This window comes from Microbulbifer maximicatervae (SeqCode), from assembly GCF_052468295.1.
Genome location: NZ_CP174340.1, coordinates 579,196 through 595,937, shown reverse-complemented (window position 1 = coordinate 595,937; position 16,742 = coordinate 579,196). Strand labels below are relative to the sequence as shown.

7 protein-coding genes are annotated in these 16,742 nt (G+C 48.2%); 2 read left to right on the top strand and 5 right to left on the bottom strand.

The genetic code is table 11. The features are described from left to right. Positions 1-293: 293 nt before the first annotated feature. Entirely contained in the window at positions 294-5,063 is a 4,770-nt protein-coding gene (locus ACJJIQ_RS02990; protein ID WP_445363661.1) for a CapA family protein, read from the top strand. Between the two features lie 36 nt (positions 5,064-5,099). Here ACJJIQ_RS02990 and ACJJIQ_RS02985 read toward each other — a convergent pair whose 3' ends face one another. The 5 genes from ACJJIQ_RS02985 to ACJJIQ_RS02965 form a co-directional block, all read right to left on the bottom strand. Next, complete coding sequence (locus ACJJIQ_RS02985; RefSeq protein ID WP_445363660.1) at positions 5,100-6,011, bottom strand: transglutaminase-like domain-containing protein; 912 nt, start codon at positions 6,009-6,011, stop codon at positions 5,100-5,102. Positions 6,012-6,023: 12 nt separating this feature from the next. Next, the gene (locus ACJJIQ_RS02980) at positions 6,024-7,280 is read right to left on the bottom strand and encodes an HlyD family type I secretion periplasmic adaptor subunit (protein WP_445360105.1); all 1,257 of its coding nucleotides are present in this window, start codon (positions 7,278-7,280) and stop codon (positions 6,024-6,026) included. A gap of 21 nt (positions 7,281-7,301) precedes the next feature. Further along, positions 7,302-9,506, bottom strand: coding sequence for a type I secretion system permease/ATPase (locus tag ACJJIQ_RS02975; protein ID WP_445363659.1), 2,205 nt, complete (start codon positions 9,504-9,506; stop codon positions 7,302-7,304). Then, entirely contained in the window at positions 9,503-10,900 is a 1,398-nt protein-coding gene (locus ACJJIQ_RS02970; protein ID WP_445363658.1) for a TolC family outer membrane protein, read from the bottom strand. Before ACJJIQ_RS02970 ends, ACJJIQ_RS02975 begins: the two co-directional genes overlap by 4 nt. A 179-nt stretch (positions 10,901-11,079) precedes the next feature. After that, a complete protein-coding gene (locus ACJJIQ_RS02965) occupies positions 11,080-14,901 on the bottom strand; it encodes a BapA/Bap/LapF family prefix-like domain-containing protein (protein ID WP_445363657.1) in 3,822 nt (1,273 codons plus the stop codon). 275 nt (positions 14,902-15,176) lie between these two features. On the opposite strand from ACJJIQ_RS02965, the gene ACJJIQ_RS02960 reads away from it, so the two are divergent. Further along, positions 15,177-16,736: a carboxylesterase/lipase family protein gene (locus ACJJIQ_RS02960; protein WP_445363656.1), complete on the top strand. Its 1,560-nt coding sequence runs from the start codon at positions 15,177-15,179 to the stop codon at positions 16,734-16,736. The last annotated feature ends 6 nt before the right edge of the window (positions 16,737-16,742 follow it).

Below are 16,742 nucleotides of genomic sequence, written 5' to 3'. Positions count from 1 at the left end.
ACGGCTAAACCTTGGTATTAACCCACACTGTTAATTACAGGTTAATAGAGAATAATCTGAGTGAGTTGCACAACAATCATTCTGAATACGGTTACCCAATACTATCCGACAAGATTTGTTTTGAAAACCCAAATTGACAGATAAAACAAAAAAATATTTGCCACACACCACCCCAGTACAAACCACTAAAAGCAGAATCTTCCCCCCCGTCTATACTCGTTCAGGAAAAGCACCCGAGCCGACCAGCAGAAAAAATACTGCCACGCTTTTTTAATAGAGAGATAAGTCGCGACATGTCCCTATCCAACATGCTCGTTCAAGTGCGTGCTCAGGTTGAGCAGGCACTGGGTAAGCAACGCCCCCCCTATACCTTGTTTTTTTCAATTAGTGATGCCAAGCATCGCGCCATCGTGAAGCATAAAACGGCGGCGGATATTTCGGAAGCCTGGCAAGCCTTAGCAAAGACAACCCAAAGGGCAGCAAAGTCGCACAAGATGGAACCCTGTTGGTTACGTGTCGATTGGGTCACCCAAAAAAGCACAATGACATTTGCAGGCTTGGAAGAAATCCTTAAAGACACCAAGAGGTCGTATTTCCGCTATGGCCTCGCACTTGATATGGACTGCGAAATAGCATTCCTGGAGCAAGAGCTAAATGCTAATGCCATGCTCTATGGCGGAAATCAGATTGATCATGTCATTATTAATGAGAACAATTTTCTTGCCTACGCTAAGCAAAGATTCGGAATAAATACCGAGCTGGATTTTTCAGAAGAAAAGACTGTGCTTCTGCTTTCAACTCAGGGAATTTTCTGTGAATCCAAGCGCCAGCCCGTTTGCCTCTACGGACCCGGTTTAGATGCCGGCCGACGTGTCATAGAAAAATTAGATACTAATACTGTCTCTGATTTGATTAGAAACAGCAGTAACTACTTAAGCTCTCAAGTCAAAAAGAATGGCTCCTTCCACTATGGTTGGCACGCCTGTTTCGACCGGAAGATCGATACCTATAACAACTTACGACATGCCAGTAGTACTTATTCGATGATTGAAGCCTGGGAGGTTACTGGCGACAAAGCTCTAATGAGCTCCATACATCGATCACTGGAACACCTTACAACAGAGCTAATTCAGACCGCCACCCTCCCCTCAGGCGCTGAGGGAGCTTTTTTGGTAGAGGCAAATAATGAAATAAAACTAGGTGGCAACGCAGTATCACTGTTAGCCCTGGTAAAGTACTCTGAGGCAACGAAAACCGACAAGTATTCCAAACTGATGGAGCAATTAGCACTTGGGATAGAGTATATGCAGGACTCAATCACCGGGCAGTTCTCCCATGTTCTTGAATTTCCAGATCTTCAAGTTAAAGATAAACATAGGGTCATCTATTACGACGGTGAAGCTGCCTTTGGCTTGATGCGCCTCTATGGCTTTACTAAAGATTCACGCTGGCTAAATTTGGTTGAAAAGGCATTTGATTATTTCATTCAAGCCAATCACTGGCGCGCCCACGATCATTGGTTAAGCTACTGCGTTAATGAATTAACCCTTTATCGCCCCGAAGAGAAGTACTACCAGTTCGGTATTCGAAACTTCGCCAGCTATTTGGATTTTGTGGAGAATAGGATAACCACATTCCCTACTCTGCTTGAATTGATGATGGCAGCTGAAAAGATGGTAACTCGCTTGGGCAAAGAGCCCGAGTTCCAATATTTACTTGATCAGGTAGACCTAAAACACTTTTACAGAGCACTACATAAGCGTGCGATGTACCTTCTAAATGGGTATTTCTGGCCTGAATTCGCCATGTATTTCAAGAATCCCAAACGTATATTGGGAAGCTTCTTTATCCGGCACCATGCCTTCAGAATCCGTATTGATGATGTCGAGCACTATCTATCTGGTTTTGTCGCTTATCGAAAGTACCTGCTTACGCCCAAAAATGCACCCGAGGATATTGATGAGGCATACCAAGAGATGACCGTCGAGCCAACTGCCGACTCCCACAAGTCACTACCAGTGCTCGCTTGGGGAGGAGATGTTAACTTAGCCCGGAGGCAGCATTACCGTACGGCCCAATTTGGCACCGAAAAAGTACTCGGCACAATCATTGCCCTAAAAAACGCAGATATAAGCGTCGTTAACTTAGAGTGTGTAGTCGGAACTGAGGGTGAGCAAGGGATCAGTAAAGGCGAATCGTCCCCATACTATTACCGAGCCCGACCCGAAATGCTTTCGGTATTAATGGAAGCCGGTATTGATGTTGTTGTCACTGCAAATAATCACAGTGGAGACTATGGCACTGCTGCGTTAATGGAACAGCAGTATTGGCTCAACGAAACCGGTATCGGGCACACAGGCTCAGGCATCAATATCGAAGAAGCTCTGGCCCCAGTATATCGCCCGGCAGGCCGACTTAATATAGCCATTTTTTCTCTTGATGCTACACAACCCCGATTTGCAGCAGGCCCAAATACTCCCGGATGTGCACACTTGCCACTAACCATGCCCAGTCTCTGGTTCGACAATTTGAAGCCTCGAATTGAGGCCGCGCGAGAGAAAGCTCATATAGTACTTGTCGCTGTTCACTGGGGAGGCAACAGAGAACCCGAACCCAGCGAAGACGAAATCGCTATTGGTCATGCCATTATCGATGCAGGGGCAGATGGTATTCTGGGTACCAGTGCGCATAACCTACAAGGTATTGAAGTCTATAAGAATCGGCCAATCATCCATGACGCCGGGGATCTATTATTTGATGCAGTTCGGCGAAGCTTGGCAGATAGTGGAGTCTTTCGGCTTTACTTAAGTGAAAAAGGAGTAGAAAAGGTTGTCTTTGTACCTGTAGGTGTCGGATTTGGCTTTAGCAAGCAGTTGAGTGGAGATAGCGCAAAAGAGCTTACCCAACGATTTTCCAAATCCTGTTCAGCTCTGGGAACAAACCTAGTACCGAATTCAGATGGTAGCGGAACCATTTTGCTTTCGCCTCCGGATAGACAATACCGTAAATTACCACATCTCTTTAAAACCCATTACAAACGGAACCCGATTAAGCAGCAGCGTCCATTGAGTCCAAACTGGACAGTAGATCAAGTACCCCTGGATGCACAGATCCCTCCGCTTGAATGCGGACCGCTTAAGTTATTAGGTGTCAGGTTTTATCCCCGTGAAATAAAAACTCGCCAGATGCTGTGGGTAGAATCCTTCTGGACTACCGACGAGAAAGTACAGGAAGATTTTCGCCTGGACTTTCGAGCTATCCCCATTAAGGAAACATCTATGCCTTATTGGGGAAAATCGATGGACCATGATCCCTGTGATTGGCAGGTACCCACCACAAAATGGCAGCCGGGGGTAATCTACCGAGACCTGTATGGAATAAGAGCACCAGCCAAGAATGAACTTCAACCTGTACATTTACATTTAGCCGTAGGCCTAATTTCAAACACCACCCAGATTAAACCCATACTCGTAGGGGGAATGATTACCCAACTGAATCTACTGGGGAAGAAGCCCTCCACACGTCCCAGAGTCCCCAATTATATGACCGAGTTCCCATCGGTTATTTATCAACATCATCCAGGTCAAACTTGGAACGAAGAACAAATTAATGCAATTGCAGGCGGCAGATGGTTGGTCCCTCCCCCAAAGGGATGGTTTGTCCGAAGCGTAATCTCAGGGAGTAGCTTTATAGAGGAGTCTCTTGACCCTATTCTATTCGTTGCACACACTAACCTTGATCGAGCTTACCATGAACAAAGCTCAAAAAAGCCAACTAAATTTTGGGATTTCCACCAGAAGCTCCCTTCTTTTGCCGATCAAATTGCCGGAGTAATTGTATCCAAACCCGTTGCTGGACTTCCAAAAGATCTCCCTGTACTCCAGGTAAAAGACCCAATCAAAGTTATTGTCGAATTAGGTTTAGCGGCAAGAGAGCGATTTACTGGTGATGTAATAGCGATTACTGGCACTGCGGGAAAGTCAACAACATTAAAGATGATTACCCAAATGCTGGGAACAAGAGAAAAAATACTTTCCAGTATGGGAAACTATAACTCTCGAGTAGGTGCGCCGTCGATGATGGCTAGCCTGAATCAAGATCATGAAGTCGCAGTTATAGAAGTTGCTCAAAGTGCCCTATGGATGAAACGTGGCCCTATTACACATCAAGTAAAACCCACTATTGCCTTAATAACCGAAATTGGAATGTCCCAAACTAGTCACCACGTAAAATGTGTCGAAGATACTGCTCGTTGGAAGTCACGAATTTATGATGGTCTTACTGGCTCCGCTATCGCTATTGCTGGAGAGCATCTAAAGTGCTTTGACTATGTATTGAAGAAAGCCAAGAAACATGCAAAGCGAATCATCATCTTTGGGGAAAGTCCTAATGCTGAAGTTCGTATTCTGGGAGTACGTACCGATGAATCTGGTAGCTGGGTCCAACTGAAATTTCCTAAGCGGGAATTGGAACTTCGCGTTCCTGCTCCAAGTATCGGTATGCTACACAATGCTGTCGCCTCCATTTGCGCAGTCTATGCCTTGGGCAGAGATATCGATGCAGCGGCATTAAAACTACAAGAACTACAGTTAGATGACAGCCACCTACAGCGCACACGTATAAAAGTACATGGGAAATCCATTAGTCTGATCGATGATAGTTGGAATGCTACTGTTAGCTCAATGCTTAATGCTTTTTCCGTATTTGCACAAACTGAAACTCAAGATAAAGGAAGAAAGATTGCCGTTCTAGGCCGAATCGTTCATTTAGGCGAAAAAGCCAAGGAGCTTCATGAGAGCCTTGCTGGACCTCTTATTCAAAGCCAGGTAAATTGGGTAATAACCCATGGCGAGGAGATGAAGTATCTTCGCAAGGTGCTACCTGATGAATTATTGGGCCCTCACTTTTCCGAAGCTCCCGCCTTGGTAAGTTATCTAACAGACTTTTGCCAGGATTCAGACCTTATCCTTTTAAAAGGCTCAAGGCGGGATTCAGATTTTGGCTCTATTCCTGCACTGCTAGATAAACTCCAAAAAACCGGGCAGACTTTGGAAACCGAATAAAATTCAGTCTACAAAATATATCAGAACAAGTAGTCGCTATTGTAAGCTCCACTCAATAGCGACCTTTGTTTGATCTACATTCCCCCTGAATTCTTTAGGCCACAAATTGGACCACACCCAAGTAAAATCGCGGGTAAGAGTAATTTTACTGAGCTGTCCTCTACCAAATCCATATCCAAATCGAGACTCCTGAGCCAAATTAGGATCTACCGGCATCCAGCGTCCATTCATGTAGACTTCAGCAGCATGATGATTGGGTTGTTTAAATTGCTTTCTTTTGGTAAAAAGAAACTCAGAAGTGACCCTTGCTGGATAGCCCATTGAACGGGCCAAAGCAACAAAAAGAGCTGCATACTCTGTACAATCGCCCTTTCTTGACTCGAGTGCCGCAAGTGCGCCTTTTGTCGGTTGGATTTTATATTCGATAACAGCTTGGGGTAAGAGAAATGCAGCTCGCAATCGCCCCTCTTCATCAGAAAACGTATTCTGAATTTCCAAGGATAATTTTTTTATTGCCAAAGCATCTGATTCAATATACTTTGCTGGCTGAAGATATTTTTTAGCCGGATAAGGCTCACGACCTCGAGAAATCTTGGCATAATCATAAGAACTCAACAAAAGGTCAAAATGAAATTTCCGCTTAACGACCTTTCCTGCAGGTATGTCTAGCCTTACTTCTAAATACTTGGAATCTCCCTTCTTATGATCCTTGATAACTAAATTTTCAGGGTATTCGTATCTTATCTCTTTTAATGACTGCTGCAATCCAGTTTCAACTGGCATCGACAATCTGTGAATATACCCTATGACATCACGTTCAGAGTGATTTTCTATAGTAACTTCTGCGGACAAGGTAACCTTCTTGCTATCAGCTACTGCACCGCGCCAAAGACCAAAAAGGCCGAGAAAAATACAAAACACCGAAAACGCGATTTTGCTACCAAGCATCAATTCCCACCGCTATCTCTCTCGCAAAGCTTCACTTGCTCTGTTAATCGGCTTTAACAGATAATCAAAGATGGTTTTTGATCCTGTTTTGATATCCACCGTAGCAATCATCCCAGGCACAATTGGGAATTTCTTTCCAACTTTATTTATCAAGGAATCTTTTTCAGTTAGGATAAAAACCCGATAATAATACTCTCCTGGTGTAAATTCATCTTGTATTGTATCTGGAGATATAGTCGTAACCTCACCATCTAAGCCTCCATACACTGCATACTCATAAGCTGTTATTTTTACCTTGGCAGCCTGCCCAGGACGAATAAACGCCACATCTCTAGGAGATATTTTTGCCTCAATTAAGAGCTGATCGTCCAGAGGGACTATCTCCATTAATTTTCCATTGGGTGGCACAACTCCGCCTATTGTCGTAACTTCAATAGCCTTAACGATTCCCCTCACAGGAGATCGATGAGTCAACCGGGTCAAAGAGTCAGACCGCCCTTCTTTTACTGAAGAAAGTGACTCAACTTCTGCTCTGACATTGGCAAGCTCTTCTCGAGCCTTGACCATATAATCGGACTTGATTTCCAGAATTTTGGTTTCCAGCTCTGACTTCTGCCGTTGCAGACGCAACACATCGACACTACTAGCCGCCCCAGAATCAAGTAAAGAAGTTGTTATAGTTAGTTCCTTGTTAACCAACTCTAATGTTTCTTTTGAACCACGGAGGGATTCCGCCAGACCTCGCTGTCTTATGTCAAATAACTTCTTTTCTGTGGCAATAAGTTCGGTGAATTCTGTAAGTTCTTCCGGGAATTTTATTGGTGTTCCATTTACTTCGGCATTTAAACGGGAAACGCTAGCAAGTGCAGCTCTATATCTTGCTGAAATTTCATCTACATTTGAGCGAAGCTTTGTCGGATCCAGTTGTGCTAACACCTCCCCTTTCTCGACAATGTCTCCCTCAGATACTTTTAAGTCAGCAAGTATGCCCCCCTCCAAAGACTGAATAATTTGTGAACGTGAAGTTGGCACTACTTTTCCACTACCCGATGACACTTCATCCACTTTGGCGAGATATGACCAAGTCACTGACGCTGCAAGAAGTAGGAAAAATACCCAAACAATTCTTCCAGAACGAACCAGAGATGCATCATCAACATCATCGCCATACTGCTTTTCGTCATTTTGAGAGTCTATATCTAGGAGGGCAACGCGTTTTGGTTCTCGCCGAGGGTGTGATAGCAAATCGTGACCATCTGCGTTTGACATGGCTACCTCGCCAAAATTTGTCTATGAAACCTTCTCACCCTGTTGGGTATCTTTGCCTTTTTGTCGTGACAATATGGAAATCGCCTTATCTTTGGGCTCATCTAAAGCAACTCTGCCGCTATCTAAAACTATTACGCGATCCACAAAATTTAGAATACTTGTTCTATGAGTAGCGACTACAACTGTCCGCTCAGCACTCCACTGTGAAAGAGCATGAATAAACCGCTTCTCAGTAGCTTCATCCAGGGCTGACGTTGGCTCATCTAACAAAAGAACATTTGGTTGGCGTAGAAGCAGGCGGGCTAGAAGTAGAGATTGCTTTTGTCCTCCAGAGAGTCCAAACCCTCCTTCCTGGATCAAGCACCCCAACCCTTTTGGAAGCTTGTTAACAAAAGCCTTGGCGCCTGTCATATCAAGCGCCCACATAATTTCCTCATCACTGGCATACGGGGCGCCTAGCACCAGGTTTTCATAAATAGTGCCATGGAAAAGGCCTGTTTTCTGACTAAGCAGGGAAACATCACGCCTGACATCAGCAGGATCTATGTGGGCAAGGCTCACATCATCAAGCCGCAACTGCCCCCTGGCTGGCTCAATGTATCCCGATAAAGCATGTAAAAAGGTTGACTTCCCTGACCCATTTCTGCCCAGGATCGCAATTCGCTCACCTTGATGTATTTTTAGGTCGGAAATAATCAGTGCCGGTTCAGCAGCACTATCTCCGTAGTTATATACCGTTTGCTGAAAGTGATAATTGCCCTGGATAACTGATTTTTGTACTTTTTTTTCATTTTCAGGATTATCAACCGGCAGCTGCATAATTTGATCAATACCCTGCATCGCAAACCTAGCCTGCTGCCACCGACTAAGAACTTGGGTGATGTTTGCCATTGGCGCCATCATTCTGGAGCCCAGAATCGAGGCCGCTACCAAAGCACCGGTCGTCATACCCCCTTCCATTACCATCGGCGCCCCAAAAAGAACAACAACAGCAAAAACCGATGATTGAACATTGTGAGTCCAACTCAGTAACAGCCCTACCAAATACCGCAATTTAAGACTGGATTCGGCGGTAATGGCATTGAAGTGATTCCACTGCCCTTGAAATCTCTGCTCTGCCTGCATGGCTTTTATATCTTCAAGTCCCTGCACTGTCTCAATTAGCATGGCATTGCGCAGAGCACCCTCTCTGATTGATTCTTTGGAGAGAGTTGCCAATTTTGGCTGAAGTAGCAAACCAGGAATTATCAGTAGGAAGACTGCTACCAAAGGAATTAATGCCAGGCTTCCTGCAATCCACCACATAACAAACAGAAAAAGTATAAAAAATGGAAGGTCCGCGAGTGCCAGTATTGTCGAGGATGTAAACAACTCTCTTATTCTTTCAAGATCTCTAATTTGTGAAATAAAGGTCCCTGTAGACTTTGGCCTTGCCTGATCTTTGACCCGAATAGCATGGCCAAAAACTAAATCTGACATACGAATATCCGCACGTTTTCCCAACAGATCCGTTACCCTGACCCGCATGGTTCTCATAATGAAGTCAAAAACAATGGCAACCACAACACCACTAAAAAGGACATAAAGTGTTGGCAATGACTCGGCGGGGATTACTCGATCATAGACTTGCTTGGAAAAAATGATGCCTGCTAACGCCAATGAATTAGCGATTGTAGTAGCAATCATCACATGAAAGTAGGGTTTTAAGTCCCGTAATATAATACGTCGAAACCAATGTTTATCGTGGGGCTTAATATACTCATCAATTCTAGAATCAGTCGCTGTACGCCTAGGCCGGAATATTGCCAAACTTAAAATTTGACTCTTCAACTCACACAGAGGCACACTCGTTTTTAGGCCTTTATCGCCACAGTAGGTAACACTCAGTTGCTCTTGCTTGGATACAGAATCGATGACAATCAACTGTCCATCTATCGTTTGTGCTACAACAGGCAATCTCCAAGAATTAATCGCAGACTCTGTGAATGGGCAAAATTTAACCGTTAGGCCTGCTTGCCGCGACATCTGACGAATAACACCTTCTACCGAATCGCAGCCCCCCCAATTTCCCGCTATTCGTACTCTCTCAGCCGAACAGTCGATACGATAATGTCGTGCAATGGCAATAATTGCCTCACACCATGGATCAAAGTCAGATGCCATATTGGAGGCATCTAAAGATGAACCCTCACCATCATTAGTACTTTCAATTTGGTTATTATTCAAGGCAACACCTCCACGCCCTGAATTTGAATACCTTCTAGCTTGAAGGCTTCACGCATACCGCCACGACTATGTAAGCAGTCAATTTTTAATAAATGCAAATCAAAAATCGTATTATTTTTTTCCAGACGAGCAAGGTGTAATTCCTGCTCTGAATTTAGCAAATCAATTAAAGTTCTTGTTCCCAAGGTGGAGTATTGCTGCTTATAGAGATCCCTTGTTTCTGCAATTGCACTTTCCCTGGCACTAAGCGCCCCCAAACTTCGCATTAACCCTTCTGCCTCCTCTTGTGCCTCCCGATACTTTTGGGTTGCTGACAGCTGAGCTGAATCCCGAGCAGCATCCGCTGACTGTAAGGCATAATTAGCGCCTTCTCGACCAGCAGATATTTTTCCGCCTTGGTATATAGGCATGGAAACATTTAGGAAGATGGCTTTTTCATTTTCATTGAGGGCGTTGGCATCTACATAGTTTTGATCCAAATATTGATTTACATTACCGTCCAAAGTGAATGTCGGCCAAGTGTTTGCTTTTGCCAACTTTAGTTTCGCTTCTGCCTCAGCTCTATCTGCTTCGGCAACCAGAACCTCTGGAACAGAGGACAGATTAAACGATTCAACGTCACAAGCTTGGGCGACATCTTCCGGAACATACATAGCAACCCGAAAAGGGGACTGAAAACCTGTTAATTTTTGTAGCGTGCTACGCCATCGACGCAACAGGGCTTCAACCTGTTGCTTGGCGGCGTGCGCAGCATCTACTCTAGACTGAGCTTGTAAAACATCTGAGCGAGAACTCACCCCTCGTTCTTTTCGAATTTGCACAAGTCTGGCAATAGCAGATACACCTTGAACTTGTGCATCAGAAGTAATTAGAAGTGACTGGTAACGTTGAACTTCAATTGCAGCTTTTGCAGTTCTCCTTGCAACTTCATCAATAGATTGGAGAACTTCAGCTTGCGATCTTTGCACCCCTGCTTGGGCAACAGAAACGCTACTGGATACTTTGCCAAAGTCGTAAACCATCTGTGAAACATTCATCTGAAATGCGTGACCATCACCTTCACGCTTATATTCAGAATCATGTCCAGCCACAACACCAGCACTCAACTGCGGGAAATATCCTGACCTTGCGGAACGGACGCCCTGCCTCTGCTGGTAAAGACTACCTATTGCTTCTGTAATTAGGGGGTGCCAACCCACCGCTTGATGCACGACTTCAAGGATATTAAGTTCATTTCGTTTAATTCCCCTTTCATACTCACTAAACGATAACTGCCTAAGTGAATCATTCACTTCGACATCCATTTTACTTGGACTAATTACTTCAGCTGTGGGAGACGAACCAAAGAGGTCAGCTTCAGCAAGGAGAGCCCAAAATGCCAGAGCAAATAGCATTGACATTTTCCATAGTCGTTTAAACACTTCCACTATGTTCACTTTTCACTGATTATTGGAGAGATAAAACACGCACTCACCGCTAGACATCAACGGTTTCGAAGAGTGGCTACGAAAGTCTAGCCAAAAAAAACCGGGCCTTGCGGCCCGGTAAATAAGTTAATGAAAGGCTATCTGATCTAGGTGTCACTCAAGCCATTTTGTTGCCACATATCTCCAACAGGATCTTCAAACGCCGCTGCATTATCTGTCGCTGTCAGGGCATCAGTGCCACCAACCATGCCACTGGAATCTAAGGTCGGGCTCACACCCTCCTCATTTTCACTCGACTCAAATACCTGAGCATCTTCACTCGTTGACTCAAGTAGCTCATCGATTGACAGGTTAGAACCGGCACCCAGCATACCTTCGCCCGCATCTGCAGTAACGTCGATATCGAGGAACCCATCAGATCCAACGGTTGAATCAGAACCGATATTGATGATGGTGATATCAATATCAATGTCGATATCAAGGTTGATATCTATGTCGATATTTATATCGATGTCTACATCGGCATCGGCGTCTGCATCTGCGTCTGCATCTGCATCTGCATCTGCATCTGCGTCTGCGTCTGCGTCTGCGTCTGCATCAGCGTCTGCATCAGTGTCAGCGTCTGCATCTCCATCGGGCACCCAAGCGAACAACGCATCGGACGACGTTCCAGCTTCGCTATCGAGAGCTTCTACATCGCTGTCTTGCAGTTCACCAGGCTCTTGCGAATCCGATCCGATATTGATGATGATAATATCAACGTCAATATCAATATTGATGTCGATATCAATATCAATATTTATGTCGATATCGACATCTGCATCTGCATCTGCATCTGCATCTGCATCAGCATCCGCGTCAGCATCAGCATCAGCATCAGCATCAGCATCAGCATCAGCATCGGCATCCGCATCCGCATCCGCATCCGCATCCGCATCAGCATCAGCATCAGCATCAGCGTCAGCATCGGCATCGGCATCGGCATCGGCATCGGCATCGGCATCGGCATCGGCATCGGCATCGGCATCGGCATCGGCGTCGGCGTCGGCATCCGCATCCGCATCCGCGTCAGCATCGGCATCGGCATCCGCGTCGGCATCCGCGTCGGCATCGGCATCGGCATCGGCATCGGCATCCGCGTCGGCATCCGCGTCGGCATCCGCGTCGGCATCCGCGTCGGCATCCGCGTCGGCATCCGCGTCGGCATCCGCGTCGGCATCCGCGTCGGCATCCGCGTCGGCATCCGCGTCGGCATCCGCGTCGGCATCCGCGTCGGCATCCGCGTCGGCATCCGCGTCGGCATCCGCGTCGGCATCCGCGTCGGCATCCCCATCGGGCACCCAAGCGAACAACGCATCAGACGGCGTTCCGGCACCGCTATCGAGAGCTTCTACATCGCTGTCTTGAAGCTCACCAGGCTCTTGAGAATTTGATCCGATATTGATGATGATAATGTCAACGTCAATATCAATATTGATGTCAATATCAATATCAATATTTATGTCGATATCGACATCCGCATCTGCGTCGGCATCCGCATCAGCGTCGGCATCCGCATCGGCGTCGGCATCGGCGTCGGCGTCGGCATCTGCGTCAGCATCCGCATCGGCGTCGGCATCGGCATCGGCATCGGCATCGGCATCGGCATCCGCGTCAGCATCGGCATCGGCATCCGCGTCAGCATCGGCATCGGCATCGGCATCGGCATCCGCGTCAGCATCCGCGTCGGCGTCGGCATCCGCATCCGCATCCGCATCCGCGTCAGCATCGGCATCGGCATCTGCATCTGCGTCAGCATCCGCGTCGGCATCCGCGTCGGCATCCGCGTCGGCGTCGGCATCCGCATCCGCATCCGCATCCGCATCCGCATCCGCATCCGCGTCAGCATCGGCATCGGCATCTGCATCTGCGTCAGCATCCGCGTCGGCATCCGCATCGGCATCTGCGTCGGCATCCGCGTCGGCATCCGCGTCGGCATCGGCATCAGCATCAGCGTCGGCATCCGCATCAGCGTCGGCATCCGCATCAGCATCAGCATCAGCATCAGCGTCGGCATCGGCATCGGCATCCGCATCCGCATCCGCATCCGCATCGGCATCGGCGTCAGCGTCGGCATCCGCGTCAGCGTCGGCGTCGGCGTCGGCGTCGGCGTCGGCGTCGGCGTCGGCGTCGGCGTCGGCGTCGGCGTCGGCGTCAGCATCGGCATCCGCGTCGGCATCCGCATCGGCATCCGCATCGGCATCGGCATCCGCATCAGCGTCGGCATCCGCGTCGGCATCGGCATCGGCATCGGCATCGGCATCGGCATCGGCATCCGCATCGGCATCGGCATCGGCATCCGCATCAGCGTCCGCATCGGCATCGGCATCGGCGTCGGCATCGGCATCGGCATCGGCATCGGCATCGGCATCGGCATCGGCATCGGCATCCGCATCTGCGTCGGCATCGGCATCGGCATCGGCATCCGCGTCAGCATCGGCATCGGCGTCCGCATCCGCATCCGCATCCGCATCAGCATCCGCATCGGCATCGGCATCGGCATCGGCATCGGCATCCGCGTCAGCGTCGGCATCCGCATCAGCATCAGCATCAGCGTCGGCATCGGCGTCAGCGTCGGCATCGGCGTCAGCGTCGGCATCGGCATCGGCATCGGCATCGGCATCGGCATCAGCATCAGCATCAGCATCGGCATCGGCATCGGCGTCCGCATCAGCATCCGCGTCAGCATCCGCGTCGGCGTCGGCATCCGCATCCGCATCCGCGTCAGCATCGGCATCGGCATCTGCATCTGCGTCAGCATCCGCGTCGGCATCCGCGTCGGCATCCGCGTCGGCGTCGGCATCCGCATCCGCATCCGCATCCGCATCCGCATCCGCGTCAGCATCGGCATCGGCATCGGCATCGGCATCGGCATCGGCATCGGCGTCGGCATCGGCATCGGCATCCGCATCAGCGTCCGCATCGGCATCGGCATCGGCGTCGGCATCGGCATCGGCATCGGCATCGGCATCGGCATCGGCATCCGCATCTGCGTCGGCATCGGCATCGGCATCGGCATCCGCGTCAGCATCGGCATCGGCGTCCGCATCCGCATCCGCATCCGCATCAGCATCAGCATCAGCATCAGCATCAGCATCAGCATCAGCATCAGCGTCGGCATCCGCATCAGCATCGGCATCTGCGTCGGCATCGGCATCTGCGTCGGCATCGGCGTCAGCATCCGCATCAGCGTCAGCATCTGCATCGGCATCGGCATCAGCGTCGGCATCGGCATCGGCATCGGCGTCAGCATCCGCATCCGCATCCGCATCCGCATCAGCGTCGGCATCGGCATCCGCATCGGCATCCGCATCCGCATCGGCATCCGCATCCGCATCCGCATCGGCATCGGCATCGGCATCGGCATCGGCATCGGCATCGGCATCGGCATCGGCGTCAGCATCCGCGTCGGCATCGGCATCCGCATCCGCATCCGCATCCGCATCCGCATCCGCATCTGCATCTGAGTCAGCGTCGGCATCAGAATCAGGAATAAAAAAACGATCGCCGTTATTGTCATCGTCATCACTAGCCGCGACAGCTATAACAACAACTCCAAGGGCAATTAATGCTGGAATCCACCAAGAAAAACCGGGATTGGCCGGCGCTGGTGCGGGATAAGATGCACCACCAGCCGCAGCAAAGGCGGAGATTAAGTCTCCATTAGAAGCTAACATAAGAGGCTCTTCAGCCCCTGTTAGCACTAGCTCACTATGGTCACCTTCTTCATCTAACAGGTAAAACCCTGAAATAATGATGATTTGACCGGACTTTAAAACAATAACAAGGTCTACTCCGTCCTTGGAAAAAGACGCAATATCCTCAGGATCTGCGGGCATTTCGACAAGACCAGGAGAGGTCAAAGATAGCCCCTCCAGTGATCGCTCGTCGATTGAGCCCGTGGATTTGTCAAAGATTTTCGCAATCATGCTCTCACCAACTTCAAACGGTGCAACTTCCTAAATACACAGTTCATGGCCTGAGCTTAAAGACGGAAAATACCCCACTTTGAGCCCATCCGTGACTAGATTCACTAATACATAGCCTTACTAATTTCCCTCCATAAAAAAACAATTACGCCAGTACGTTTTTACGCGCACTACTTTTGTATGGACGTAATTCAAAACGTTTTCAAGGAGGAGTTAGGCAGCGGCAGGAGAAAAACAGTTTTCGTGCTAACTTCAGCAAGATTAGGAAGTTACAAATGACTACAGACCCGGAAATTGGCAGGCACTTAAACAAAAAACCTACCCCCGTTGTTGATACGCCTGCCGGGCCAATCATCGGAACCACAGATGAGGAAACTGGCGTATATAAATTCTTGGGTATTCCCTACGCTCTCCCTCCTGTAGGGAATTTACGTTGGCTACCACCGCAAGAGTTAGACCGCTGGAAAAATCCTTTCCAAGCGCATAGCTTTGGTTCACCAGCAGCGCAAAACTCATCCGCCCTAATGGAAGTTCGAGATCAAAACGGGAATCTTCCTGAAAGGGAGGAATGCCTCTATTTGAATGTATTCTCTCCCGCAATGTCGCAAGGAAAAAAGCTGCCAGTAATGTTTTGGGTTCATGGCGGCTCTTTTTACATGGGATCAGGATGCCAAGAAATTTACAATGGTAAATACTTGGCAGCTAGCGGTCGGACAATTGTTGTCACTATAAACTACCGTTTAGGCGCCCTGGGATTTCTGCGCCTAAAGGATATTAGTGATATACCATCAACCGGCAATGAAGGGCTTTTAGATCAAATAGCCGCCCTACAATGGGTTCGGAAAAATATCTCAGCATTTGGCGGAGATCCAAACAATATCACTCTTTTTGGCGAATCAGCCGGGGCAATGAGTATTGCCTCCTTACTTGAAACTCCACAATGTAAAGGCCTTATACGGCGTGCAATTGTCCAAAGTGGGCACCCAAGAGCCTCTCACTCCCAGCAAAGCGCTAACCATGTTGGTAAGACTTTCATTCAACAATTTGAGAAAATCTCTGGTGGCATCTCACTAAAAAATTGTCCGACCAAACTTCTTCTGAAAACCCAAAAAGCAATACTCTCTGACACGTCTATGACAGCAAAATGGGGGCAACTGCCATTTAAACCTGTCGCAGACAGGGAACTTTTTTCCCCTAAAAAAAAGCTCTCCCCGACACACCAAACATCCCTTTTGTTAGGGAACAATTTGGAGGAATGGAATCTCTTCAGCGCGATAAACCCTGAAAGCTTTAACATGGACTACCGGCAAATATGCACTCATCTCGAATGGCTTATCCCAGAGTCCGAGTTAAAGCCCCTACTCAGACATTACTATCAACTAGCAAAAAAAATGACAGACAATCCCTGGCCAGAGTGGAGTCGAGCCTGGAACCTTTTGCTCACTGATATGGTATTCACCTTGCCTGGGCTGAGACACCTACAAAGTCATCAGGGGGAAAACTATCACTATCACTTTGCACAACCTCTCGCTGCACAGCCTTTACTAGGGGCCTGTCACGCCGTTGAGCTTGGCTATGTATTTGGAACCCATAGCGATCAGTCCTTGAAAACACTATATGGCGCTGAAGAAAACCCCCATTTATTAAGTGCCTCAATGCAACAAGCTTGGCTGAATTTTGCTGAAACAGGGAAACCCGGCAATGATTGGCCAGAGTTTTCAGGAAAACACAGTAAGCGATTTGGCAATCATCCCTCAGCCAGGGCGTTTAACTCACCAGAGCTTCTCAGTTTATGGCAACATATACCCGACGATAGGTTGAATGGTTATCTTTAGGTTGGC